A 23,582-nucleotide genomic window follows, 5' to 3' on the forward strand; every position below is an offset into this window, starting at 1 on the left:
CCGACGCCTTCTCACGGGCCTCCTCCGGAGTGCTGGCGAGCTTCACCCCACCAGCCTTACCCCGCCCACCCGTCTTCACCTGCGCCTTGACCACCACAGCCGAACCCAACTCAGCCGCCGCCTCACCAGCCCCGGCCGCCGAATCCACCGTCCGCCCCGGCAACACCGGAACCCCATGCCGGCCAAACAACTCTTTCGCCTGGTACTCGTACAGGTCCACTCGCCCCTCCTGTCCCGATGTCTGTCACGGATCGCCTCGTCGTCGAGCCGGCGAGTCGACTCACCTCATGAGCTGCGACGACCCTATCGACGTCAACCGTGTGACGGACGTCGCGCCCTGGTGAGACCCCTCACGTCGTGATCAGGCGTCGGCGGGTTCGGGGTTGGGGGCGTTCGCGCGCACCCAGTCGACGATCTCGGTAGTGGTCGCCCCGGGGGTGAACACCTTGGCCACGCCCAGCTCGGTCAGCTTGGCGATGTCCTCCTCCGGGACGATGCCGCCGCCGAACACCAGGACGTCGTCGGCGTCGCGCTCCTTGAGCAGCTCCACCACCCGGGGGAACAGCGTCATGTGCGCGCCGGAGAGCACCGAGAGGCCCACCATGTCGGCGTCCTCCTGCAGCGCGGTCTCCACGATCTGCTCGGGCGTCTGGTGCAGCCCGGTGTAGATGACCTCCATGCCGGCGTCGCGCAGCGCGCGGGCGACCACCTTGGCGCCCCGGTCATGCCCGTCCAGGCCCGGCTTGGCCACCACCACACGAATTCGCTCGGTCATGGTTCCACCTTCTCCCATTCGCGGGCACCGCCGCGACCGGTTCTTCCACCGGCCCCACCGCCTACCGAGCTTAAGACCCACCACGGCCCGATGCGCAGCGCTATCACGCCGGTGCCCAGCACGAGAAGGATGCACAGCCCGGTCGCCCACGCCCCCTCCCCCAGCCCGGTCCGGGGCAGCTCGTCGGGGACCGAGATCAACCGAACCATCCGGACGACCAGCACCACGGCCACCCCGACCAGCAGCGAGGCGGCCCGGTCCGGCCGGCACCTCGGCCCGATCAGCAGCGCCCCGACGCTGACCGCGAACGCCGCCAGCAGCCCCCAGGACGCCAGCCCGAACGGCGGCTGCAACACCCCCGTCACGCCCCACCCCGCGCCGTTGATCAGCGGCAGCCAGAACGCCGGCACCGCGACCAGCGCGGCCGCCGACGCCGCCGAGGCGGTGAGCAGGTCGAACCGGTCACCGGACAGGTCCACGTCCTCCCGGTCGAACCCGCCGCCCAGCACCAGCGCGCACGCGCCGGCCAGCGCGGCGGCGACCGAGCCGATCAGCAGCCACAGCCCCGGCCCGGCCCGCACCCCGTCCAGCCCGAGCACCTCGAGCAGGTCGCTCAGCGGCTCGCCGGCGGCCATCGGCACCGCCACCAGCGCCACCGCCAGCGTCGGCCGGGCGGACGGCCCGAGCGAGCGGGACACGGTGGCCAGCCCGAGCGGCACCAGCGCCGCGCCCACCGCGAACATCACCCGCAGCGTCGGCAGCTCCGCTCGCGGCAGGTCGGCGGCCAGCGACAGCGGGTCGGTCAGCGCCGCCGCGACCGCGCACACCCCCGCCAGCACGCCGAGCCGGCCGCCGAGCAGCCGGCAGCGGGCCGCGAGCAGCGCCCCGTCCAGGACCGGGTCCGGCACCGGCCGGGAGATCGGCGCCAGTATCGGCACCGCGGGCTCCCGGACCGCCCGCAAAGAACCCCCCGCAACCCGAACGGACGGCACCGAAACGCCCCGTCCGCGGCGCGCCTGCCCCACCCAGGCCGCCAGCCCGAGCAGCCCGAACCCACCAGCCAGCGCGAGCACCAGCCCGAACTCGACCAGATGCGTCCCGGTCAGCTCCGCCACCGCCACCCGGGGCAGGACCACCGCGAGCACCCCGCACGCCGCGCCGACCAGCCCGCCGACCACCACCCTCACGTCGACCGCCGCGCCGGCCAGCACCGCCGCGAGCACCACCGCCCCGACCAGCGCCAGCCCGCCGAGCGTCGGCCATCCCGGCAGGGCCAGCGTCGCGCGCGGCGGCCCGCCGGGGCCGTCGGTGGCGAACGGCACGAGCAGCAGCCCGACCCCGGCCAGCGCGGCGCAACCCACCGCGCGAGGCACCGTCCCCGCCGGGCTGGCCGACGACGTCGCCAGCGCGCCACCGGCCGCCAACGCGCCGCTGCGCTCCAACGCCGTGAACGCCGCCAGCCCACCCAGCGCGGTCAGCAGCTCCCCGGCGAGCAACAACCAGGCCCCCGGCGCGCCGCCGGCGAACGGCGCGAGCTCCGGCCGGACCGCCGTGGCCGGCGCCACCAGCAGCTGCCCGTCCAGCAGCGCGCGGCCGGCCGCGATCACGCCGGTCGCCGCCGCCGTTCCCAACGCCGCCGTCCGCTGGCCGGCCACCAGCAACAACACGGTCACCACCGCCGACACCGAGGCGAGCACCGCGAGCAGCGGCCACACCTGCGACCCCGGGAACCGGGGCGCGGCGGCGAGCAGCAGCGCCCCCGCCGAGGTCAGGCCGACCGTGAGCGGAGTGAGAACGCCAGCCGGCAGCCTCGACCGCATGCCGCGGACGGTAACCCCAGTTCGCTATAACGCCCGATCATCCCGGCCGGCCGGTCGCCGCCGCGGCCCGAAAGAGCACACGCCGGCGCCTGAAAAACACTCTCAGAGTGTCCTGAATCCGGTCTTGACGTACCGTCGCATACATGTCTGGCTCCTCGGCCGAGGGCGCGCTCGGTTCGCTGGGCTCGCTCGCCAGCGCCGCCGGGCACGCCCTGCGCGGTGTCGCGGCGGAGACCGCCCGGTCCGCCGCGCACGTGGCCAGCTACCCCTGGGAGCTGCTGCGCGAGCAGATCCGCCCGGCCGGCCCGCACAACCGCACCGACGCCCTCGGCCTCACCGAACGCAGCGTCCTGCTCTCCGACCTGAGGGCCGAAGGCACGCCGGTGCTGCTGGTGCACGGCTTGATGGACAACCGCTCGGTGTTCACCGCGTTCCGGGCGGCGCTGCGCGGGCGCGGGTTCGGGGTGGTGCACGGCATGAGCTTCAGCGTGCGCACCGCGCTCACCGGGGACGTCCGCGCGGCCGCCGCCGAGCTGGCCGAGCACGTCGAGCGGCTGCGCGAGCGGACCGGCGCGGACCGGGTGCACGTGGTCGGCCACTCGCTGGGCGGGCTGGTCGCGCGCTACTACGTGCAGCGGCTCGGCGGCGACGAGGCGGTGCACACCCTGGTCACGGTGGGCAGCCCGCACGGCGGCTCGGTCGCGGCCTACCTGCTGCCCACCCCGCTGGCCCGCCAGCTGCAGCCCGGCTCCGACCTGCTCACCGAGCTCGCCGGGCCGGCGCCGCGCTGCCGGACCCGGTTCCTGGTGGTCTGGAGCCGGATGGACCAGCTCGTGGTGCCGCGGCGCAACGCCCGGCTGGAGCATCCGGACCTGGATGTCGACACCCTCGAGCTGGCCGACGTCGGGCACCACTCGCTGTCGGTTCACCCGACGGTGGTTCGCTGGGTGGCCGCCTCGCTGACCAGGCTGGACGGGCCGCGAGCGATTCGCCGAGGCCACCGTGCCCGGCGCGGCCCGATGATCGGGTGCGGCGGCACCGGCCCGGCGCGCTGACCACCGCCCCGGGCGGCCCCCCGAGCGGCATCGACACGCCGGGGTAGATTTGCGTGATCCGTCGGGATCGGGCTACCGTCCGACGGTCCGTATCACAGACAGGTTACGAAGGCGGCGTTCGAGTCGGCCCCCGACGGCTCGATCGGTTCCCCAGCCAGGCCGCCCGCGCCTGTCCTGAGATGAGGAAACAGGCAAGACTTGGCGTTTGACCGCTCCCCACGCGGCGCCGAGCCGGCCCCCGGCACGCAGGACGTGCGACACGTTCCGCGTCATCGCCGGGGACAGCACCGGACTCCGGCGCCCAGTTCGCCGTGGCATGGCCGCGTCGCAATAGCGGCGGTCGCCACCGGGGCGACGATGGCGGCCGCCCACAGCATGATCGACTGGGAGCCCGACGGCGAGTACCGGGGCGTGGCCAAGACGGCGGCCGGCGCGCTGATCCAGGGCAGCTCCCCCTCCGACACGCACCGCCGCCCCGGCGGCACCAGCGTCCCGGACGACGCCAAGCACTTCACCCGGTCCGCCCCCGACCTGGCGGCGCTGGACCACAACATCGACGTGGCGGACGTGGAGAGCCTGACCAAGGCGGTCAAGGTCGGCGAGGAGCTGGCCAGCAACGCGCTGCGGGTCAAGTCCGCGCTGGCCGGCGGGGCGCCGGCGGCGTCGGTGTTCGACGGGGTGCAGTTCGTCAAGCCGTGCGTGGGGACGTTCACCTCGGGGTTCGGTTCGCGCTGGGGCACCGTGCACCACGGCATCGACCTGGCGAACAAGATCGGCACGCCGATCTACGCGGTCACCGACGGGGTCGTGATCGACTCGGGGCCGGCCTCCGGGTTCGGGCTGTGGGTGCGGGTGCTGCACCCGAGCGGGTACATCAGCGTGTACGGGCACATCAACCGCTCGGTGGTGCGCGTCGGCCAGCACGTGGCGGCCGGCGAGAAGATCGCCGAGATGGGCAACCGGGGTGAGTCCACCGGCCCGCACCTGCACCTGGAGATCTGGGACCCGGGCGGCAAGAAGATCAACCCCGTGGGCTGGCTGGCCACCCGGGGCATCCGCGTGACCGGCTCTTCCAGCTCCGACTGAGCTAGAGCTTCTGCAGCGGCACGCCGCCGATCAGCATCAGCCGCACGGTCCCCGAGCTGCCGAAGTCGATGGTGGCGTTCGCGCGCGGGCCGACGCCCTCGGTCGCGACCACGGTGCCCAGCCCGTACTTGTCGTGGCTGACCCGGTCGCCGACCGCGAGCGAGATCGCCGGCGCCGACGGGGCCGCGCCGGGGCGCCAGCTGCCCCGGTCCGAGCCGCCGCGTCCCATGCCGCGCCGGCCGAACCCGACCATGCCCACCGGCGCCGACCGCTCCGGCGCCGCGCGCCGCCAGTCCAGCAGCTCGGCCGGGATCTCGGTGAGGAACCGCGACTCCGGGTTCGCCGACGGCGTGCCGAACGCCGAGCGCATCAGCGCCCGGGACAGGTACAGCCGCTCGCGCGCCCTGGTGATGCCCACGTAGGCCAGCCGCCGTTCCTCGGCCAGCTCCTTCGGGTCGCCCAGCGCGCGCTGGTGCGGGAACACGCCGTCCTCCCAGCCGGTGCAGAACACCACCGGGAACTCCAGCCCCTTCGCGGTGTGCAGGGTCATCAGCGTGACCACGCCGTCCCCGCCGTCCGGGATGGAGTCGGCGTCCGCGACCAGCGCCACCCGCTCCAGGAACGCGGCCAGCGAACCGGGGATCGCCAGCCCCTGCTCGCGGGCGGCCTCCACCGCGTCCGGGTCGGCCGCCGCGTCGCCCGCGAACTCGCGCGCGACCGTGACCAGCTCGGACAGGTTCTCCCGGCGGGACTCGTCCTGCGGGTCCTCGCTCTCCTCCAGCTCGGCGGCGTAACCGGTGCGCGCGAGCACGGACTCCAGCAGGTCGGCCACCGGCTCGCCGTCCACCACCCGCTCGCGCAGCTCGTCGAGCAGGTCCACGAACCCCTGGATGGCCCGCTGCGATCGGGTCGCGAGGGTGTTCACCTCGCCCTCGGCGGCGCGGCGCAGCGCGGTGGCGAACGAGATGCGGTGGCGCTCGGCGTGCAGCGCCACGGCCTCCTCGGCGCGGTCGCCGATGCCCCGGCGCGGCACGTTCAGGATCCGGCGCAGGCTGACGGTGTCCTCCGGGTTGGACAGCACCCGCAGGTACGCCAGCGCGTCGCGGATCTCCCGCCGCTCGTAGAACCGCACCCCGCCTACCACCCGGTACGGCAGCCCGACCCGCAGGAACACGTCCTCGAACACCCGCGACTGGGAGTTCGTCCGGTAGAACACCGCGATGTCGGAGTTCTTCGCGGTTCCCGCGTCGGACAGCCTGTCGATCTCGGCGGCCACGAACGCGGCCTCGTCGTGCTCGTTGTCCGCCACGTAGCCGACGATCTTCTCGCCGTCCCCGGCGTCGGACCAGAGCCGCTTGTCCCGGCGGTCGGTGTTGCGGGCGATCACCGCGTTCGCGGCGGACAGGATGGTCTGGGTGGAGCGGTAGTTCTGCTCCAGCAGGATGGTGCGCGCGTCCGGGTAGTCCCGCTCGAACTCGATGATGTTGCGGATGCTGGCGCCCCGGAACGCGTAGATGGACTGGTCCGCGTCGCCCACCACGCACAGCTCGGCGGGCTCCAGCTTGTGCTCGTCCTTCTCCCGCTCGGAGTGCCCGACCAGCTCGCGGATCAGCATGTACTGGGCGTGGTTGGTGTCCTGGTACTCGTCGACCAGCACGTGCCGGAACCGCCGGTGGTAGTACTCCGCGACGTCCGGGAACGCCTGCAGCATGCTCACCGTGGTCATGATCAGGTCGTCGAAGTCCAGCGCGTTGGCCTGCTTGAGCCGGCGCTGGTACACGCCATAGACCTCGGCCACCCGCCGCTCGTAGTCGTTCCCCGCCTTGTCGGCGGCGTCCGAGGCGTCCAGCAGCTCGTTCTTCAGGTTGGAGATCTGCGCCGCCAGCCCGCGCGCCGGGTACCGCTTGACGTCCAGGTCCAGGTCGCGGGCCACCTGGGTGATCAGCCGCCGGGAGTCGTCGGCGTCGTAGATGGAGAAGCTGGAGCCCATGTCGAGCGTCTTGGCCTCGCGGCGCAGCACCCGCACGCACATGGAGTGGAACGTCGACACCCACATCGCGTTGCTGCGCCGGCCCACCAGCGAGGCGACCCGCTCGGCCATCTCCTTGGCCGCCTTGTTGGTGAACGTGATCGCCATGATCTGGCCGGGGTGGACGTCGCGCGCGGCCAGCAGGTAGGCGATCCGGTTGGTCAGCACACGGGTCTTGCCCGAGCCGGCGCCGGCCACGATGAGCAGCGGAGACCCGGCGTGCACCACGGCCTCGCGCTGCCGGGGGTTGAGCCCGCGCAGCAGCTCGTCGGGATCCCGTTTCGGCGGCCGAGAGGGGGTCTGGGTCGGCAGTTCGAACAGCGCGCTCATCGTGCCTGTCACGGTACCGGCCGGCGCCCACGATCTACCGTCGGACCTCGACGGCGTGCCGGTCCGGATCCGGCTGTGGCAGAATCGAGAACATGTCGGCGCGCGTGCGCGAGTTTACCTACGGGTACCGGACCCCGGTGCCCGTGGAGCACGCCGCCTGACCGCAGCCCCACGCCGCCCCGGAGTCCACGGACCCGGGGCGTTTTCGCGTCACGGGTCCGCGCACCGGGCACAGACCGACCTGGAGGAACCGTGACCACCCCCGAAACACCGGAGGCGACCGACGCCGCCGCGCTGTCGGACTCGGACATCGACGCGCTGCGCGTGGAGATCGACCAGCTGGACAGCGACATCCTGCGGCTGATCCTGCGCCGCACCGAGGTGTCCCGCCAGATCGGGGCGATCCGCCGCGCCGAGGGCGGCCCGCGCATCGTGCTCAGCCGGGAGCACGCGGTGCTGGCGCGGTTCCGCGAGCTGGGGCCGGAGGGGCGCGAGCTGGCCATGCTGCTGCTGCGCCTGGGCCGAGGCCGCCTCGGGCACGCCTGACTGACAAAAATCCCGACTCGCCCTGACGAAAATCCCGACTCGCGGGCGGTGGTTCGAGGGCGGCGCGGGCGGGGTGACGTGTGGCACTCTGGGGTCATGGGTGCGGTTGTCGGAGTGGTCGCGTTGGTGGTGGCGTTGGTGGGGTTCCTGGTGACCCTGGGCAACGCCGGTTACCTGGCCATGTTGTCCTCGGCGGCGAAAAAGCGCGGGCTGTCGGGCGAGTCGACGATGGAGTACGTCAAGGGCCAGCGGGCGCTGGCCGGCGGGCTCGCGGTGGTCGGGTTGCTCGGGCTGCTGATCGTGCTCGGCAGCGGTCCGGTCGGCGACGTGTTCGGGCTGCTGCTCGCCGGCGGCAGCGGGCTGGCCGGGTACCGGGCGCTGAACTCGACCCGCGAGCGGTTCCGCGGCAGCTCCTGACCTTCGGTATAGCAGCGCGAAGCACGCTTCTCACCGGGTCGGGCCTGCCGTTCGGCGAGACGTGTCGCGGGATGAGCGGTAGGTAATCATCTGTGAGCGGGCATTAGTCCACTCCAGTGAGTGACGACGAACGGTTGAGTAGCACTTGGCCAGCCCGGTCACGATCCGGTAAACACTGGGGGACCGCAGCTCCCCCAGGAGGACTCACGATCGTGGCAGACTTCGCTCCCCAGCGCGGTGGTCAGCCCATGAGATCTGTGATCACAGTTGCCGACCTACTCGGTCGGCGGTCCAGATCCACCGGCGCTTCCGACGGACGCACCCCCGGCATCCGTACCGGCATCCGCACAGCGGTATCCGTCAGCACCTTGATGCGTCGAGAAGGTCACGCACCGCACACCCTGGATCGTCCGGTCGACCCCCGAACCGGCCGGACGTTGCCAGGGCTGTCTTCCGCCCCGCGCCGCAAGCTGGCCAACGCGGCCGGCGCGGTGATCGCCGTCGGCTCACTGGCCGGCGCGGCGGCGCTGCTCGGCAACACCGTCCCCGGCCCGACCGGCTCCGGCGCGCTGGACGGCGGCTTCCCCGAGCGGGGCACGCCCGGCGCCGGGGCACCGGAGGGGGCGGCCGTCAGCGGCGCCCCGGACGCGCTGGCCGCCGCGCCGGTCCCGGTCGCCCCGGTGGCGTTCCCCAGCCCGGCCAACCTCGCGGCCGATCCGCTGCTCACGCCGCTGCAGCCGCCGGCGTCCGCACCCGCCGGCCAGGCCGTCGCGGCGGCCACCCCCGGCCCCGCCGGCGCGGCGCCTGTCGTGATCCCGGCCCAGCGGTCCGCGCCGTCCTCCGGCGGCAGCGGCGGCTCCGGCGGGGTGGTCGGTGGCGCGGTCGGTGGGCTCGTCGGCGGTGGCGGCGGCGCCGTCGGTGGCACGGTCAGCTCGCTGGGCGGCGCGCTCGGCCCGGTCGGCGGGCCGGTCACCGGCCTCGGCAACACGGTCACGAACACCACGGCCACCCTGGGCCGCACGGTGGACGGCACGGTCGGCACCGTCGGCTCGGTGGCGAACACGGGCGTGCACACGGTCTCCGGCGTCGTCGGCGGTACCGGCGGCGCGCTCGGCTCCACGGTGAGCTCGGTCGGTCGCGCGCTGCCGGTGCCGGTGGTGGGCCCGGTGGCGCAGGGCCTCGGCGGCACCGTGTCGGGCACCACCAAGACCCTCGCCAAGACGGTGGACAACACGGTCGGCGGCCTGACCGGCGCGCTGGTCGGTGGCTCGAAGTCCGGCCTCGGCGCGGTGACCGGCGGCGCCAAGTCGGTCACCGGGTCCGGGAAGTCCGGCGGGTCCGCCGAGAAGAAGTCGTCCCGCTCCTCCGGCCGCTCCGGGTCCGCGCTGAGCAGCCTGACCGAGCCGATCAGCCACCGCGACGCCGCCGGCGACGGTGGCAACGGTGGTGACGCGGTGCGTTCGGTCACCGGTTCGGTGGGTTCGCTGCTCGGCGGCGGCTCGGACTCCGGCCGCTCGTCCCGGAAATCCTCGAGCAGGTCGGAGCGGTCCTCGGGCTCGGACGACTCCGACGGAGAGGGCCGATCGAGCAGGTCAGAGCGGTCGGGCAAGTCCTCCGGACGGTCCGGTGACTCGGGCCACTCCAACTCGCGTGGGGGATCCCGGGGTGGCGGAGATTCGGGCGGTTTGGTTGGCTCATTGCTCGGCGGCGACTAAGCCGGCCTAGACTGCCGCGAGGGAGCAAACCTGGTATGGCTGACGCGGACTGGCCTTGCTGGCCTTCGGCCACTGTGCCGTTGGCCCATGCCGGCCTGCTCGTCGCCGATCGGTACCGACTGCTCGCCCAGATCGGGGTGGGCGCGATGGGTGCCGTCTGGTTGGGCACTGACCAACGGCTCAACCGCCAGGTCGCGCTCAAACAGGTCGTGCTGGAACGCGGGCTCGACCCCCGGCAGGCGTCCGAGGCCCGGCAGCGCATCCTGCGCGAGGGCCGGATCGCGGCCCGCCTGCAGCACCCGCACGCGGTGGCCGTCTACGACGTGACCATGCAGGACGGCGAGCCGTGGCTGGTCATGGAGTACCTGCGGGCACGCAGCCTGGCCAGCGTGATCACCCTGGACGGCCCGCTCACCGACCGCGCGGTGGCACGCATCGGCGCCCAGTTGGCCGACGCGCTGGAGGCCGCGCACAAGGTCGGCATCGTGCACCGTGACGTCAAGCCGGGCAACGTGCTGCTCTGCGCGGACGGCGCGGCCAAGCTGGCCGACTTCGGCATCGCCAGGGCGTCCGGCGACGTCACCGTCACCCAGACCGGCGTGCTCACCGGCACCCCCGAGTACTCCGCGCCCGAGGTGGCCAGGGGCGGGCGCCCCACCCCGGCCGCCGACATGTTCTCCCTGGGCGCCACGCTCTACAGCGCCGTGGAGGGCCGCCCGCCGTTCGACCTGAGCGGCAACGCGCTGGCCCAGATGGAAGTGATCGCGTCCGGCGCCATCGTCCCGCCGCAGCGCGCCGGCCGGCTCGCCCCGGTGCTGACCCGGCTGCTCGACCCGGACCCCGACCGGCGGCCCTCCGCCGGCGACGCCAGGGGCATGCTGGAGACCGGCCTGCTCGACGTCGGGGGCACCGGCCCCACCCGCGAGGTCGCGCCGCCGAGGCCGTCCGAGCGCGCCGCGCTGGCCACCCGGCCGGTGCCGATCCCCGGCGCGCCCGGCGACTCCGAGCCGGACAGCACGCGCTCCATCCCCAAGGTCCCGCCCGTGTCCGGGGTGCTGCCCCCGCCGCCGGGAGCGACACACCACCGCGCCGCGCCCAAGTCCTCCAAGGGCCGGCGCTGGCTGGTCGGCGGGCTTGCCACGGCCGCCGTGCTCACCGCGGTGGTGGCCACCTCGATAGTGCTCGGCGACCGGCGCCCGCCCCCGGAGCCGGCCAACACCGCCGCCAGCGCCGCGGTCGCCAAGCCGGTCAGCGAGGTCGACCTCACCACGGCGGTGCGCGACTACTACCAGCTGCTGCCCACCAACCCGTCCGCCGCCTGGGCCAAGCTCACCCCCAAGGCGCACGAGGAGCTGGGCGGCTCGGCCGGGTTCAACGGCTTCTGGCGGCCGGTCAAGTGGGTCCGCCTGCTCGGCACCACGGTGTCCGCGCCGGACCGCACGGTCCGCGCTCAGCTGCGGATGCAGACCGAGAACGGCCAGAGCAAGACGATGACGCAGCGGCTGATCCTGGTCACCGGCCCCAACGGCGAGCTGCTCATCGACAGCGTCGGCAACGGCTGACCCTACCCCGCCTCGCCGAGGATGGCCGCGACCGAGGCGGACCTCGGCGCGAACACGTCGAGCACGCCGACCGCGCGCAGCGCCGGCGTGAGGGCGCGCATCCGGGCCTCGATCGCGGGCCGGTCGGGCGAGTCCGGGGGCAGCGTCTCCAGCAGCTTGACGTTGGCGACGAAGGCGGCGACCGAGCCTTTGCGGACGGTCAGGTCGTCGATCGTCACGGTGTTCGCCTCGTCGGGCAGGACGTCTTCGGGGCGGACGCCTGGTGAGTCGTTCATGGGAACCTCCTCGGGTGCATATGCGTGCTACTTGCACGCATATGGCCAGGGTACGCCGAAATGCGTGCAAGCGTCACGTAATATGACGCGGGTGAGCTCGCTGGGGATGCGCGCGCAGGCCGTGATCGGGCGGTTTCTGGTACGGAGTAACCGGACGTACCTCTACGAGCGGCTGGTCGACGGCGTCAACGGGGTGGATGCGACCACGTACCCGGTGCTGTCCGGGCTGGCTCGGGTCGGTCCGGCCAGCGCCACCCGCCTGGCCGCGGCCATCGGGCTGGACCGCACCGCCACCACCCGCTACGCCAGCCGGCTGGAGGCGGCGGGCCTGCTGCGCCGGGTGCCCGACGCGCGCGACGGCAGGGCCACCACGCTGGAGCTGACCGCGCGCGGCGAGGCGGCGGTGGCGGCGGCCCGGCGCGCCCTCGCCGCGCTGTTCGAGGACGTCCTCGCGGACTGGGGCGAGCCGGAGGCCGAGCGGTTCGTCGCCGGGCTGGAGCGGTTCGTCACGGCGCTGGAGCAGCGCCACCACGCCGGCTGACCGGCGACTACGTGGTCACGACGATCTTGCCGGTCGCCCTGTCGTTCTCCATGTAGCGGTGCGCGGCGACGATCTCGTCCAGCCGGAACACCCGGTCCACGTTCGCCCGGTAGCGGCCGGTGTCCACCGCGTGCGCGACGTCCTCCAGCGCCCGTGCCGCGGCGCGGCCGGTGAGGTCGGCGCTGTGGTACGTGGTGAGCTTGGTGCCGGACGGGATCATCGCCACCGGCTCGAAGTTCGGCACCACCCAGATATTGCTGAGCATCCCGGTGACGCAGACGGTGCCGCCGGTGGTGGCCAGCCGCAGCGAGTCGACCACGGTGTTCGCCCCGACCAGGTCCAGGATGTACGTCGGCCAGCCGGCGCCGACCGCCCACACGGGGTCGGCCAGGTCACCGTTGTCGATCACGACGTGGTCCGCGCCGGCCTCGCGCAGCCCGTTGGCCTTGGCCGGGTTGCGGGTGGTCGCGATCGTCTCCAGGCCCCAGTCCCTGGCCAGCGACAGCGCCGCCATCCCGACCGACGACGAACCGCCCCGGACCAGCAGCAGCCCGCCCTTCTCCTCGTCCACCCCGAGCGCGCCCAACGAGCCGAGCGCGGTCAGGTACGTCTCGGGCAGCGCGGCGAACGTCTCCCAGTCCAGGCTCGTGGTCACCGGGATCAGCAGCTCGTTCGGCAGCAGCGCGTACTCGGCGTACCCGCCGTCGAACTCCCGGCCCATCTCGCCCATGATCGCGGCCACCCGCTGCCCCGGCGCCAGCGCCGGATCGGACGACTCGGCCACCTCGCCCACGCACTCGATGCCGAGCACCCGGGGGAACCTGACGTTCGGCGAGTGGCCCTGCCTGGTCATCAGCTCGGACCGGTTCAGCCCGAACGCCCTGACCCGCACCAGCGTCCACCCGTCGCGCACCTCCGGCCGGGGCACCTCGCGTACGGACAGCACCTCGGGCGGACCCGGCCGCAGCGCCACGGCCGCCTTCATCGTCTCCGGCATCGCGCCTCCTCTCGCTCGCTCCAGCGCGCGCGAGTATGGACGCGACCCCCGACAGAACTGGGTCAGACGAGCCTTCGGTCGGAAGCCCAGCGCGAGAGCTCGTGCCGGTTGGAGAGCTGGGTCTTGCGGAGCACGGACGACACGTGCGTCTCCACCGTCTTGATGGAGATGAACAGCTCGGCGGCGATCTCCTTGTAGGCGTAGCCGCGGGCGAGCAGGCGCAGCACGTCCCGTTCCCGGGGGGTGAGCAGGTCCAGCTCGGGGTCCACCGGCGGCGCGGCGCCCGGGCGGTCGGAGAACGCGTCGAGCACGAACCCGGCCAGCCGGGGCGAGAACACCGCGTCCCCGTCGCGGACCCGGCGCACCGCGTCGGCCAGCTCCCGGCCGGAGATCGTCTTGGTGACGTAGCCGCGGGCGCCGGCCCGGATCACGGCGATCACGTCGTCCGCCGCGTCGGAGACGCTCAGGGCCAGGAACACCATGTCCGGCAGGTCCTTGCGCACCTGGCGGAGCACCTCGGCGCCGCCGCCGTCGGGCATGTGCACGTCCAGCAGCACCACGTCCGGCAGGTAGTGCCTGGCCCCGGCCACCGCCTCGGCCACCGAGCCCGCCTCGCCGACCACCTCGACGTCATCGGCCACCGTGTCCAGCTCGGCGCGCACGCCGCTGCGGAACAGCGCGTGGTCGTCGACGAGGAACACCCGGATCCGGCCGGTCTCGTCGGGGCTCTCTGGCGTTGTCATGACGCTCCCTCAACATTCTTGATCTTGCTGGCGGCCCGCGCCGGCTCGGTGTCGACAACCGCCCTGGGCATCTCCAGGTGTACCTCGGTGCCCTCGCCGGACGCGCTGCGCAGCGTGGCGGAGCCGCCGTGGCGGTCCATCCGACCGTGCACCGAGTCGACCAGCCCGTGCCGGTCGGTCGGCACCGAGTCCGGGTCGAAGCCGATGCCCCTGTCGCGCACGAACACGTGCACGACGTGCGGCTCCACCTCGGCGTACAGGCTCACCTCGCCGACCTGGGCGTGCTTGGCGGAGTTCACCATCGCCTCCCTGGCCGCCTGGACCAGCGCGGACAGCTTGTCGTCCAGCCCACAGTCTCCGACCACCACCGGGCGCACCGCCACCGCGTAGGTGTCCTCCACCTCGGCGGCCGCGGCGGTGATCGCCTCGGCCAAGGTGCTCGCCACCGGGGTGCCGGGCGTGCCCGCGGGCGAGCCGGCGTGGCCGTAGCCGGTCGGCCCGTACAGCCAGGTGCGCAGCTCGCGCTCCTGGCCCCGGGCCAGCCGTCGGACCTCGCGCGGCTGCTCGGCCTGGCGTTGGATGAGCGCGAGCGTCTGCAGCACCGAGTCGTGCAGGTGCGCGGCGATCTCCGCGCGCTCGGCGCCCCGGATCCGCTCCCGGCGCTCCTCGCCGAGCTCGTGGGACAGCCGCACCCAGAACGGCACGGTCAGCACCGCCACCCCGACCAGCGTGGCCAGCACCGCGAACAGCGCGAACTGAAGCTGGCCCAGGTTCAGCCGGCCGATCAGGAACACCACCAGCCCGCCGGCCACGAACAACCCGCCGGTGAAGATCCGGACCACCGCCGAGCGCCCGCCGCCGCCGACCACGCCGGAGCGCCCCGCCGACACCCAGCGCCGCCGGCGCGTCTCGTCCGCCTCCCGCCAGACCAGCGCGACGCCCACCGCCGCCACCCCGAGCGGCCCGGCCACCCAGCCGATCGCCGCGTTCCCGGCGGCCGACGCGGCGATCGCCACCCCCAGCCCGAGCGCGCACAGCCCCAGGGCCTGGCGGCGCTCCTTGCCGGACACCTCCCGGACCGGGCCGCCCTCCTCCTGGGCGATGAACATCCAGCACAGGCCGTAGGCGAGCACGCCGGCACCGGACAGCCCGGCGAGTACGGTGAACCCGGTGCGTACCCAGAGCACCCGCACGCCGAGGTGGTCGGCGATCCCACCGGCCACGCCCGCGACCATGCGCCCGGACCGGTGGCGGCGCAGTGGTATCCGGGTCGACTCGCTAACACTCACGCCGACCATGGTCACACGCGGCGGCGTCGCGGTCATCGGGGAAGACCCGGATGTCCGTGCCGGGGCCGGTCCGGCCCGTGACCGGCGGTATCAGGGGCATGTCCGGGTTTGCCCCCGATGTCGCGGGGTGGCGAGCGGCGCAAGGTGAACAGCATGAGCCCGCCTGAGCCACACGCCGAGCCACGCGCCACCGTGCTCGCCATCTGGCAGACCCGCCCGGCCCGCCGCCAGTCCGACCGGAAGATCGCCGGGGTGGCCGCCGCGGTCGCCCGCCGCTACGACATCGACCCGGTCCTGGTCCGGATCGCGCTGGTGGTGGCCGCGTTCTACGGCGTCGGCATCCTGCTCTACCTGGCCGCCTGGGTGGCGCTGCCGCCCGACCCGAACGACCGCCCGCGCGGACCGCTGGCCGGCAAGGGCTCCTCGGCCCACCCGGTGGTGCTGATCGCCGCCGTGGTGGCCTGCGTGGCCGGCGCCGGCTCGCTGATGTCCGGCGACCCGGGCGTGCTGGTCGGGCTCGGGGTGGCCGGCGCGCTGCTCTACCTGCTCCACCAGGCCAGGGGCGAGCGGGTCGCGAGCGTCGATGTCGCGGCGGCCAGCTCGCCGGACACGTCGAGCCCGTCGAGCCCGTCGAGCCCGTCGAGCCAGGAACCGGCCACCGCCACCGCATCGGCCGCCACCGCCACCGCCACCGCCACGGCAGCCACAGCCACGGCGACCGGCCCCGTGCCGGCGACCACCCCCGACCGGCCCAACCCGCCGGCCTGGGACCCGCTGGGGGCGGCCCCGTTCGCCTGGGACCTGCCCGAGCCCGGCCCGCCGCCCGACGACGAGCCGCCGCCCCGGCGACGCTCCAAGCTGACCATGGCCACGCTCGGCCTGGCGCTGGTCGCCGGCGGGATCACCGCCGCGATCGCGGTGTCGCTGATGGGTCCGGCCGGGATGCGGGTGGTGCTCGGCGTGATGCTCGCGGTGGTCGGGCTGGGCCTGCTGGTCGGCGCGCTGCGCCACGCCGGGCGCGGGCTGATCCTGGCGGCCATCCCGCTGCTGCTGCTCAGCTACGGCGTCACCAAGTCGCCGATCCAGGCCCGCTGGCAGGGCGCCGGTGACCTGCGGGTCGCGCCGAAGACGCTCGCCCAGCTGGCCCCGACCTACGGCCGCACGATCGGCGAGGTCACCCTCGACCTGCGCAAGCTCGACCTCACCGGCGCGGCGGCACCCTCGGTGCCAGCGGTGCCCGCCGTGCCCGCGCTGCCCACCGTGCCCGCGCTGCCCACCGTGCCCTCGGCACCGACGCCGCCCTCTGCGCCGCCCCCCGCCGGATCGGCCGCACCCGCGCCACCGACCCCGACGGTCATCGTGGCCCCGCCCGGCGGACCGGCGCCGACGGTGATCGTGACGCCCCCGCCGGCCCCGCGCGCCCCGGCCTCCCCAGGAGCCGTGGTCCAGGTGCCCGTCGAACCGGCCCGCACGAAGGTCAACCTGGAGGTCGGCGAGATCGTCGTGCTGCTGCCGCCCAACGCGGACGTGCACGTGCGCTGCAAGGTGGACCTCGGCGACGTGGACTGCCTCGGGAACGAGGGCACGAACGACGGCCCGTCCCAGGACGTGACGGTCGACGACCTCGGTGCCGACGGCGTGGCCGCCGGACGCCCGCTCGAACTGGACCTCAAGGTCCAGACCGGATCCGTGGAGGTGCGTCGTGGCTGAGTCGAACCGCCCGGCCGAACGCGAAACCGCCGAGCCCACCAAGCGGCGGCGCACGCCCGATGCACTGACCCTGATGATGGGGCTGGTCTGCATCGCGGCGGCCGTCCTGACCCTGGTCGGCTGGATGCCGGCGATGCCGCTGTTCGACGTGCGCTGGCTGCTCGCCGCCGGGGCGGTGCTGGTCGGGCTGCTGCTGCTGGCCGCCAGCGTGCGCTCACCGAAGCGCACCCGCCGCCGGGGCTAGTGCCGAGTAAACGAGGTCGTCTTACCCGCGTTCACACGACACTAGATCCCGTGGCAGCGCAGCAGCAGCAGGGCGAGGTCGCGGGCGCGGACGGCGGCGTCCGCGTCGCCCTCCGCCGCCGCGATGATCGAACCGTTCATCAGCAGGTGCCACTGCCGGGAGAAGGCGTCCGGGTCGGCCACGCCGGCCTCGGCGGCCAGCCCCCGCACGTAGCCGCGCACCTCGGCCAGGTGCGCCACGCTGGCCTGGCGCACCGGGCTGGACCGCTCGGTGAACTCCAGCATCGTGGTCACGAACGCGCAGCCCTCGAACTCCGGGTCGCGGAACCACTCGTCGAAGATGTCGAAGATGGCCAGCAGCCGCTCCCGGGGCGTGCTGCCCCGCCGGGTGGACTCGGCGCACAGCCAACCGCGCGTCCACAGCTCCTCCCGGCGCATGAGGAACGCGAGGACCAGGTCGTCCTTGGACGCGAAGTTCCGGTACAGCGTCATCTTGGCCACGCGGGCCTCGCTGATCACCGTGTCCACGCCCACGCCGCGCACCCCGCGACGACTAAACAGTCGATAGGCCGCATGCTCGACTCGCTCCCGGCCACTTGCCTCATCGCCGGGCGCGAACTGCGCTTGTCGCTCTCGCGCGGGCATGCCCCCACACACTCTTCGTAAGACGTTGGACGGGATGGTAACAGCCGTCGCAGTTATCACTAGACAGTGATCAAATATGTTGCGTCGAAGTATCGCCGGGCGTGTCGAACAGGCGGCGGTGGATCTCCAGTACGGACCGGGACTTGTTCAGCGAGTAGAAGTGGAACCCGGGCACGCCGAACCGCAGCAGCTCCTCGCCCTGCTCGGTGGCGTAGTCGATGCCCAGCCGCACGGCCGCCGCGTCGTCGTCGGCCACCGTGTCCAGCGCCCGCGCCAGCCGGTCCGGGATGCGGGCGCCGCACAGCGCGGTGAACCGGCGGATCTGCGCGGCGGACTGGATCGGCAGCACGCCCGGCACGATCGGTGCCTCGATGCCGGCGCGGCGGGCGTCCTCGACGAACCTGAAGTAGTCGGCGTTGTCGTAGAACAGCTGCGTGATCACCGCGCAGGCGCCGGCGTCCACCTTCGCCTTGAGGTAACGCAGGTCGGACTCGCGGCTCTCCGCGCGCGGGTGCACCTCGGGGAACCCGGCCACCGCCACCGAGAACCCGTCCGCCCGTGCCTCGGTGACCAGCTCGTTCGCGTACGTGAACCCGTCCGGGTGCGGCGCCCAGTCCTCGCCGGGAGGCGGGTCGCCGCCCAGCGCGATGATGTTCGGCACCCCGGCCGCGCGCAGCCGCGTCAGCACCGACCGCACCTCGGCCCGCGACTGGCCGACCACCGTGAGGTGGCACATGACGTCCAGCCCGAGCTTGCCGTGCACGGCCTCGACCAGGTCCACGGTCCGCTCCCGGGTGGACCCGCCGGCGCCGTAGGTCATCGAGCAGAACGCCGGGTTCAGCTCGGCCAGCAGCGCCGCCTCGCGGAACAGCGACGCCTCGCCGCGCTCGGTCTTGGGCGGCCAGAACTCGATGGAGACGACCGGGCGAGGGCCGGCGTAGATGTCCTCCAGAGGTCTCATTCCCACTCGATCGTCCCCGGCGGCTTGCTGGTGACGTCCAGGACCACGCGGTTGACGTCGGCAACCTCGTTGGTGATCCGGGTGGAGATGCGCTCGGTCACGTCGTAGGGCAGCCGGGTCCAGTCCGCGGTCATGGCGTCCTCCGAGCTGACCGGCCGCAGCACCACCGGGTGGCCGTAGCTGCGCCCGTCGCCCTGCACGCCCACGCTGCGCACGTCCGCGAGCAGCACCACCGGGCACTGCCAGATGGCCCGGTCCAGGCCGGCCGCGGTGAGCTCCTCGCGGGCGATCGCGTCGGCGGCGCGCAGCGTGGCCAGCCGGTCCTCGGTGACCTCGCCGATGATCCGGATGGCCAGCCCCGGCCCTGGGAACGGCTGGCGGCCGACGATCGTCTCCGGCAGCCCCAGCTCGGCGCCGACCCGGCGCACCTCGTCCTTGAACAGCGCCCGCAGCGGCTCGACCAGCTCGAACTCCAGGTCGTCCGGCAGCCCGCCCACGTTGTGGTGGCTCTTGATCGTCGCCGTCCCGGACCCGCCGCCGGACTCCACCACGTCCGGATAGAGCGTGCCCTGCACCAGGAACTTGACCTTCTCCTGTGAGGCGGCCACCGATGCCGTGGCGTCCTCGAACGTCCTGATGAACTCCCGTCCGATGATCTTGCGTTTCCGTTCCGGGTCGGTGACGCCGGCCAGCGCGGACAGGAACTTCTCCGCCGCGTCCACGGTGTGCAGCCGCGCCCCGGTGGCCGCCACGAAGTCCCGCTCGACCTGCTCGCGCTCGCCGGAGCGCAGCAGCCCGTGGTCGACGAACACGCAGGTCAGCCTGTCTCCGATGGCCCGCTGGACCAGCGCGGCGGCGACCGCGGAGTCGACCCCGCCGGACAGCGCGCAGATCGCCCGCCCGTCGCCGACCTGCGCCCGGACCGCGTCGACGGTGTCGTTGATGATCGACGCCGTGGTCCAGGACGGCGCGATGCCGGCGATGTCGCGCAGGAACCGGCGCAGCACCTCCTGCCCGTGCGGCGAATGCCCCACCTCGGGGTGGTACTGCACGCCGGCCAGCCGCCGCTGAACATCCTCGAACGCGGCCACCGCGGCACGCTGGGAGGACGCCGTCACGGTGAACCCGTCCGGCGCGCGCACCACCGAGTCGCCATGGCTCATCCACACCGGGTGGGTGCCGGGCAGCCCGCCGTGCAGCACGCCGGCGTGCTCGGCGGCCACCGTCAGGTCGGCGCGGCCGTACTCCCTGGTGCCGTCCGGGGCGACCTCGCCGCCGAGCGCCTGCGCCATCGCCTGGAAGCCGTAGCACAGCCCGAGCACCGGGATGCCGGCGTTGAACAGCTCGGGGTCCACCTTCGGCGCGCCCTCGGCGTACACGCTCGCCGGGCCGCCGGAAAGGATCAACGCCGCCGGCTCGCGCGCCACGATGTCGGCGACCGGGGTGTCCGAGGGCACGATCTCGGAGTACACCTGGGCCTCCCGCACCCGGCGGGCGATGAGCTGGGCATACTGCGCCCCGAAGTCGACAACGAGAACCGTCCGCACCTGTTCACGGTACCTAGTGGCTGGCGGCCGCCACCCGTACACCCAGCCCGACCAGCACCGTGCCGGTCACCGCCTCCAGCCGGCGGCGCACCCGGGGCCGGCGGAACCACGCGCCGGCGCGCGCCACGCTGGCGGCCAGCGTGAGGTACAGCGCGGTCTCCAGCACCACCTGCAGCAGCGCGAGCCCGGCGGTGGTGGCGAACAGCGGGCGGTCGGCGGGCACGAACTGGGGGTAGAACGCGACCATGAACATCGCCGCCTTCGGGTTGGCCATCTGCACCATGACGCCCTCGCCGAACGCCCGCCAGCCGTCGGTGGCCCGCTCGGCGACCGGCGCGTCCGTGACCACCGTGACACCACGATCACGCCACGCCGACCGCCACGCCCGCACCCCCAGCACCACCAGCACCACCGCGCCGACCACCCGCAGCACCGTGAACGCCACCTCGGACGCCGCGACCAGCGCGGCCACCCCGGCGGCCGCGAGCACCGCCCACAGGTAGATCCCCAGCTCCAGCCCGAGCACGATCGGCACCGTCCGCCGGAACCCGCGCAGCGCCGCCCGGCGCAGGATCAGCGCCATCGCCGGCCCCGGGGACGCGGAGATGAGCACGACGGCGAGCACGAACGCGGGCAACATGGCGAGAAGGTCCACCCGCCGATGATCCCGGAATCCCCGGACCACCACCAATGTTGGCCACGGATATGCAGATCGGCACCGTCTTCCCCCAACAGCCCTCCGGCGCACCCGAGCCGTCCAACTTCGTGGACGCCACCATCGAACAGGGCAGGCTGGCCCACGAGCTGGGCGTCCGCTCGGCCTGGTTCGGCCAGCTCATGAGCTACGACTCGCCGGCGCTGGCCACCCTGGTCGGTCGGGAGGTGCCCGGGCTGACCGTGGGCTCCTCGGCGGTGCCGATCATCGGACGCCACCCCGTGCTGCTGGCGGCGCAGGCCAGGACCGCGCAGGCGGCCACCGCGGGCCGCTTCCAGCTGGGCATCGCGCTGGGCGCCGGTTCGTTCCTGGACCCGCTGCTCGGCACCACCACCAGCCGGCCGATCGCGCACCTGCGCGAGTTCCTCACCGCGCTGGGCCCGCTGCTGCGCACCGGCGAGGTGGACTACGCCGGCGAGCTGGTCACCGCCCGCACCCCCTGGCCCAGCGACCTGCCCGGCGCCCAGCCCCCGCCCCCGGTCCTGGTCGCGGCGATGGGTCCGCAGGCGCTGCGGGTCACCGGCGAGCTGGCCGACGGCGCCCTGCCGTTCCTGGCCGGGCCGAAGACGCTGGCCGAGCACCTGGTACCCACCCTGACCAAGGCCGCCTCCGCCGCCGGCCGGCCCGCGCCCCGGGTCGTCGCGTTCGTCCCGGCCACCGTGACCTCCCGCCCCGACGAGGTGCGCGCCGGGGCGTACGAGCAGCTCGCGTTCTACGAGTCCATCCCGTCCTACCGGGCGGTGCTGGACCGCGATGGGGTGGTCCGCGCCGGTGACCTCGCGCTGGTCGGCTCGCCGGACCAGGTGGCCGACGGGCTGCGCCGCTACGCCGACGCCGGCGCCACCGAGATCGTGCTCTCCCAGGCCGGCCCGGCCAGCGCCGACGACCAGCGCCGCACCTTCGAGCTGATCGGCAAGCTGTCCCAGGCGCTGTAACCCCGGCTCAGCGTGACGCCCGCTCGCGCAGCACGGTGACGACCAGCACCACGGCGACCGTCAGCACGGCGGCGGCATACCAGCCGACCGCCGTGAACGCGGTGGTGAACGCCTCGCGGGCGGCGTCGGTGAGCGCGGCGGCGGCGCCGGGCGGCAGGGTGGCGGCCGCGCCCAGCGCCGGGGCGAGCCCCTCCCGCGCGGCCTCGGCGGCGTCCGCCGGCATCCCGGTGGGCAGCGTCGATCCCAGCGTGGCGCCGTAGACCGCCGCGACCAGGCTGCCCGCCACCGCCACCCCCAACGCCACGCCCAGCTCCCCCGCGGTCTCCGTCACCGCCGACGCCGATCCGGCGCGCTCCGGCGGCACCGAGCCGAGCACCAGGTCGGTGCCCAGCACGCCGGTCGGCACCACCCCGAGGATCGTCACCGCCAGCAGCCCGACCAGCACCGGCGGGTCGACGTCCGGGCCGACCCTGGTGACCGCCAGGCACCCGATCACGGAGACGGCGCACGCGGCGGCGAGCAGCCGGGTCCGGCCGAACCGACGGGCCAGCGGGGGCGTCAGCAGCGACCCGCCCACGGTGGCCAGCGCGACCGGCAGCATCCACAGCCCGGCGCGCAGCGGATCGACCCCGCTGACCAGCTGCAGGAACTGCGGGAGCAGGTAGTACAGCCCGTTCAGCGCCAGCAGGCCGAGCAGCACCAGCGCGACCGCGCCGACGAACCCGCGCCTGGTGAACAGCCGCACGTCCAGCAGCGGGTCGGCGCTGCGCCGCTGCCGGCGGACGAACGCCCACCCCGCCACCAGCCCGACCGCCGCGGCCAGCGCGGGCACCGGCGCCGGCCCGTGCGCGGCGGTCTCCTTGACCCCGTAGACCAGCGGCAGCATCGCGGCCAGCGACAACACCACCCCGACCGCGTCGACGCCGCCGTCCGCCCCCGGTTGCCGATGCTCGGGCAGCAGCCTCGGCCCGAGCACCAGCAGCACCACCATCACCGGCACCCCGAGCAGGAACACCGACCCCCACCAGAAGCGCGCCAGCAGCGCCCCGCCGATGACCGGCCCGGCCGCGACGCCCGCGGAGAACGTCGTCATCCAGATCGCCACCGCCGAGGTCCGCTGCGCGGGGTCGCGGAACATCGTGCTGATCAGCGCGAGCGTGGACGGCATGAGCGTGGCCCCGGCGACGCCGAGCAGCCCCCGCGCGGCGATCAGCGCCCCGGCGCTCGGCGCGTACGCCGCCACCACCGACGCCACCGCGAACGCCGCGCCCCCGGCGAGCAGCAGCCGGCGCCGCCCGATCCGGTCCCCGACCGCGCCCATCGTGACCAGGAACCCCGCGATGAGGAACCCGTACACGTCGAGGATCCACAGCTGCTGCGTGGCCGTCGCGCCCAGGTCCGCGCTCATCGCCGGCGCGGCCAGGTAGAGCACGCTCACATCGAGCGCCAACACCAGCAACGGCAGGGCGAGCACCGCGAGGCCACACCACTCGCGCACCCCCGCCCGAGGCGGTTCGGAGTTCAGGTCATCAGCGGTCATGCCCCGATCGTGAACAATCAACCTTACTTCAGGTCAAGAACTCCGTCTGGAACATTCGGCACGATGCCGACCACGATGCCGCCATACGTTGAACCTGAACTCGACC

At 73.9% G+C, this 23,582-nt stretch carries 23 protein-coding genes; 10 read left to right on the plus strand and 13 right to left on the minus strand.

Annotation, left to right across the window (positions count from 1 at the left end):
- The 3 genes from N912_RS57415 to N912_RS0139025 all read right to left on the minus strand — a co-directional run.
- On the minus strand, window positions 1-220 hold a 220-nt coding region (locus N912_RS57415; RefSeq protein WP_037068934.1), incomplete at its 3' end, for an ATP-grasp domain-containing protein.
- A 141-nt stretch (window positions 221-361) separates the two neighbouring features.
- Window positions 362-775, minus strand: a complete 414-nt coding sequence (gene icmB, locus N912_RS0139020; RefSeq protein WP_028926696.1) for a coenzyme B12-dependent isobutyryl CoA mutase small subunit — start codon at window positions 773-775, stop codon at window positions 362-364.
- Window positions 772-2,595 (minus strand): hypothetical protein, encoded by a 1,824-nt coding sequence (locus tag N912_RS0139025; RefSeq protein ID WP_028926697.1) that lies wholly within the window; start codon window positions 2,593-2,595, stop codon window positions 772-774. Before N912_RS0139025 ends, icmB begins: the two co-directional genes overlap by 4 nt.
- A gap of 143 nt (window positions 2,596-2,738) precedes the next feature.
- Here N912_RS0139025 and N912_RS57420 point away from each other — a divergent pair, with 143 nt between their 5' ends.
- On the plus strand, window positions 2,739-3,650 hold the full coding sequence (locus N912_RS57420) for an esterase/lipase family protein (RefSeq protein WP_064745518.1): 912 nt from the start codon (window positions 2,739-2,741) through the stop codon (window positions 3,648-3,650).
- Window positions 3,651-4,007: 357 nt separating this feature from the next.
- The gene (locus N912_RS0139035) at window positions 4,008-4,736 is read left to right on the plus strand and encodes a M23 family metallopeptidase (RefSeq protein ID WP_037068936.1); all 729 of its coding nucleotides are present in this window, start codon (window positions 4,008-4,010) and stop codon (window positions 4,734-4,736) included.
- A gap of 1 nt (window position 4,737) precedes the next feature.
- Here N912_RS0139035 and pcrA read toward each other — a convergent pair whose 3' ends face one another.
- Entirely contained in the window at window positions 4,738-7,095 is a 2,358-nt protein-coding gene (gene pcrA / locus N912_RS0139040) for a DNA helicase PcrA (RefSeq protein ID WP_028926699.1), read from the minus strand.
- A 252-nt stretch (window positions 7,096-7,347) separates the two neighbouring features.
- Here pcrA and N912_RS0139045 point away from each other — a divergent pair, with 252 nt between their 5' ends.
- From N912_RS0139045 to N912_RS57425, 4 genes are all read left to right on the plus strand, one after another.
- Complete coding sequence (locus tag N912_RS0139045; RefSeq protein ID WP_028926700.1) at window positions 7,348-7,641, plus strand: chorismate mutase; 294 nt, start codon at window positions 7,348-7,350, stop codon at window positions 7,639-7,641.
- 96 nt (window positions 7,642-7,737) lie between these two features.
- On the plus strand, window positions 7,738-8,058 hold the full coding sequence (locus tag N912_RS0139050; protein WP_028926701.1) for a hypothetical protein: 321 nt from the start codon (window positions 7,738-7,740) through the stop codon (window positions 8,056-8,058).
- Between the two features lie 437 nt (window positions 8,059-8,495).
- The gene (locus N912_RS0139055) at window positions 8,496-9,773 is read left to right on the plus strand and encodes a hypothetical protein (RefSeq protein WP_028926702.1); all 1,278 of its coding nucleotides are present in this window, start codon (window positions 8,496-8,498) and stop codon (window positions 9,771-9,773) included.
- A gap of 80 nt (window positions 9,774-9,853) precedes the next feature.
- Window positions 9,854-11,335 carry a serine/threonine-protein kinase gene (locus N912_RS57425; protein ID WP_211261555.1) on the plus strand — a complete coding sequence of 494 codons (1,482 nt, stop codon included), beginning with the start codon at window positions 9,854-9,856 and terminating at the stop codon, window positions 11,333-11,335.
- A gap of 2 nt (window positions 11,336-11,337) precedes the next feature.
- Here the strand turns inward: N912_RS57425 and N912_RS0139065 are convergent, their stop codons facing one another.
- On the minus strand, window positions 11,338-11,610 hold the full coding sequence (locus N912_RS0139065) for a hypothetical protein (RefSeq protein ID WP_028926703.1): 273 nt from the start codon (window positions 11,608-11,610) through the stop codon (window positions 11,338-11,340).
- Between the two features lie 91 nt (window positions 11,611-11,701).
- Here N912_RS0139065 and N912_RS0139070 point away from each other — a divergent pair, with 91 nt between their 5' ends.
- Window positions 11,702-12,151, plus strand: a complete 450-nt coding sequence (locus N912_RS0139070) for a MarR family winged helix-turn-helix transcriptional regulator (RefSeq protein WP_245645748.1) — start codon at window positions 11,702-11,704, stop codon at window positions 12,149-12,151.
- 7 nt (window positions 12,152-12,158) lie between these two features.
- Here N912_RS0139070 and N912_RS0139075 read toward each other — a convergent pair whose 3' ends face one another.
- From N912_RS0139075 to N912_RS57430, 3 genes are all read right to left on the minus strand, one after another.
- Window positions 12,159-13,148 carry a zinc-binding dehydrogenase gene (locus N912_RS0139075; protein ID WP_037068937.1) on the minus strand — a complete coding sequence of 330 codons (990 nt, stop codon included), beginning with the start codon at window positions 13,146-13,148 and terminating at the stop codon, window positions 12,159-12,161.
- A 62-nt stretch (window positions 13,149-13,210) separates the two neighbouring features.
- Window positions 13,211-13,891, minus strand: coding sequence for a response regulator (locus N912_RS0139080; protein ID WP_028926706.1), 681 nt, complete (start codon window positions 13,889-13,891; stop codon window positions 13,211-13,213).
- The gene (locus N912_RS57430) at window positions 13,888-15,189 is read right to left on the minus strand and encodes an ATP-binding protein (RefSeq protein ID WP_245645762.1); all 1,302 of its coding nucleotides are present in this window, start codon (window positions 15,187-15,189) and stop codon (window positions 13,888-13,890) included. The genes N912_RS0139080 and N912_RS57430 overlap by 4 nt, the downstream gene beginning before the upstream one ends.
- A 144-nt stretch (window positions 15,190-15,333) precedes the next feature.
- Here N912_RS57430 and N912_RS66615 point away from each other — a divergent pair, with 144 nt between their 5' ends.
- A complete protein-coding gene (locus tag N912_RS66615) occupies window positions 15,334-16,890 on the plus strand; it encodes a PspC domain-containing protein (RefSeq protein ID WP_169748039.1) in 1,557 nt (518 codons plus the stop codon).
- Window positions 16,883-17,134 carry a hypothetical protein gene (locus tag N912_RS0139095; RefSeq protein ID WP_028926708.1) on the plus strand — a complete coding sequence of 84 codons (252 nt, stop codon included), beginning with the start codon at window positions 16,883-16,885 and terminating at the stop codon, window positions 17,132-17,134. Before N912_RS66615 ends, N912_RS0139095 begins: the two co-directional genes overlap by 8 nt.
- 41 nt (window positions 17,135-17,175) lie before the next feature.
- On the opposite strand, the gene N912_RS0139100 is transcribed toward N912_RS0139095, so the two are convergent.
- From N912_RS0139100 to N912_RS0139115, 4 genes are all read right to left on the minus strand, one after another.
- Window positions 17,176-17,778 (minus strand): TetR/AcrR family transcriptional regulator, encoded by a 603-nt coding sequence (locus tag N912_RS0139100; RefSeq protein ID WP_028926709.1) that lies wholly within the window; start codon window positions 17,776-17,778, stop codon window positions 17,176-17,178.
- A gap of 70 nt (window positions 17,779-17,848) precedes the next feature.
- On the minus strand, window positions 17,849-18,739 hold the full coding sequence (gene metF / locus N912_RS57435) for a methylenetetrahydrofolate reductase [NAD(P)H] (RefSeq protein WP_051581423.1): 891 nt from the start codon (window positions 18,737-18,739) through the stop codon (window positions 17,849-17,851).
- Window positions 18,736-20,286, minus strand: coding sequence for a glutamine-hydrolyzing GMP synthase (gene guaA / locus N912_RS0139110; RefSeq protein WP_028926710.1), 1,551 nt, complete (start codon window positions 20,284-20,286; stop codon window positions 18,736-18,738). The genes metF and guaA overlap by 4 nt, the downstream gene beginning before the upstream one ends.
- Window positions 20,287-20,299: 13 nt before the next feature.
- Window positions 20,300-20,941: a LysE family translocator gene (locus N912_RS0139115; RefSeq protein WP_028926711.1), complete on the minus strand. Its 642-nt coding sequence runs from the start codon at window positions 20,939-20,941 to the stop codon at window positions 20,300-20,302.
- Between the two features lie 35 nt (window positions 20,942-20,976).
- On the opposite strand from N912_RS0139115, the gene N912_RS0139120 reads away from it, so the two are divergent.
- Window positions 20,977-21,936 carry a TIGR03564 family F420-dependent LLM class oxidoreductase gene (locus N912_RS0139120; RefSeq protein WP_245645752.1) on the plus strand — a complete coding sequence of 320 codons (960 nt, stop codon included), beginning with the start codon at window positions 20,977-20,979 and terminating at the stop codon, window positions 21,934-21,936.
- A 7-nt stretch (window positions 21,937-21,943) separates the two neighbouring features.
- Here N912_RS0139120 and N912_RS0139125 read toward each other — a convergent pair whose 3' ends face one another.
- Window positions 21,944-23,476 (minus strand): MFS transporter, encoded by a 1,533-nt coding sequence (locus N912_RS0139125; protein ID WP_037068940.1) that lies wholly within the window; start codon window positions 23,474-23,476, stop codon window positions 21,944-21,946.
- Window positions 23,477-23,582 lie beyond the last annotated feature (106 nt).

The sequence above is a fragment of the Actinospineispora acaciae DSM 45401 genome (assembly GCF_000620785.1).
GTDB lineage: Bacteria > Actinomycetota > Actinomycetes > Mycobacteriales > Pseudonocardiaceae > Pseudonocardia > Pseudonocardia acaciae.

Bases quoted from the DNA above. Each gene is read 5' to 3' on its own strand.
- N912_RS0139080 (WP_028926706.1), bottom strand. From the start codon at position 13,891: ATGACAACGCCAGAGAGCCCCGACGAGACCGGCCGGATCCGGGTGTTC.
- pcrA (WP_028926699.1), bottom strand. From the start codon at position 7,095: ATGAGCGCGCTGTTCGAACTGCCGACCCAGACCCCCTCTCGGCCGCCG.
- N912_RS0139100 (WP_028926709.1), bottom strand. From the start codon at position 17,778: ATGCCCGCGCGAGAGCGACAAGCGCAGTTCGCGCCCGGCGATGAGGCA.
- icmB (WP_028926696.1), bottom strand. From the start codon at position 775: ATGACCGAGCGAATTCGTGTGGTGGTGGCCAAGCCGGGCCTGGACGGG.
- N912_RS0139050 (WP_028926701.1), top strand. From the start codon at position 7,738: ATGGGTGCGGTTGTCGGAGTGGTCGCGTTGGTGGTGGCGTTGGTGGGG.
- N912_RS0139075 (WP_037068937.1), bottom strand. From the start codon at position 13,148: ATGCCGGAGACGATGAAGGCGGCCGTGGCGCTGCGGCCGGGTCCGCCC.
- N912_RS0139065 (WP_028926703.1), bottom strand. From the start codon at position 11,610: ATGAACGACTCACCAGGCGTCCGCCCCGAAGACGTCCTGCCCGACGAG.
- N912_RS0139120 (WP_245645752.1), top strand. From the start codon at position 20,977: ATGTTGGCCACGGATATGCAGATCGGCACCGTCTTCCCCCAACAGCCC.
- N912_RS57420 (WP_064745518.1), top strand. From the start codon at position 2,739: ATGTCTGGCTCCTCGGCCGAGGGCGCGCTCGGTTCGCTGGGCTCGCTC.
- metF (WP_051581423.1), bottom strand. From the start codon at position 18,739: ATGAGACCTCTGGAGGACATCTACGCCGGCCCTCGCCCGGTCGTCTCC.
- N912_RS0139025 (WP_028926697.1), bottom strand. From the start codon at position 2,595: ATGCGGTCGAGGCTGCCGGCTGGCGTTCTCACTCCGCTCACGGTCGGC.
- N912_RS0139035 (WP_037068936.1), top strand. From the start codon at position 4,008: ATGGCGGCCGCCCACAGCATGATCGACTGGGAGCCCGACGGCGAGTAC.
- N912_RS57430 (WP_245645762.1), bottom strand. From the start codon at position 15,189: ATGGTCGGCGTGAGTGTTAGCGAGTCGACCCGGATACCACTGCGCCGC.
- N912_RS66615 (WP_169748039.1), top strand. From the start codon at position 15,334: ATGAGCCCGCCTGAGCCACACGCCGAGCCACGCGCCACCGTGCTCGCC.
- N912_RS0139125 (WP_037068940.1), bottom strand. From the start codon at position 23,476: ATGACCGCTGATGACCTGAACTCCGAACCGCCTCGGGCGGGGGTGCGC.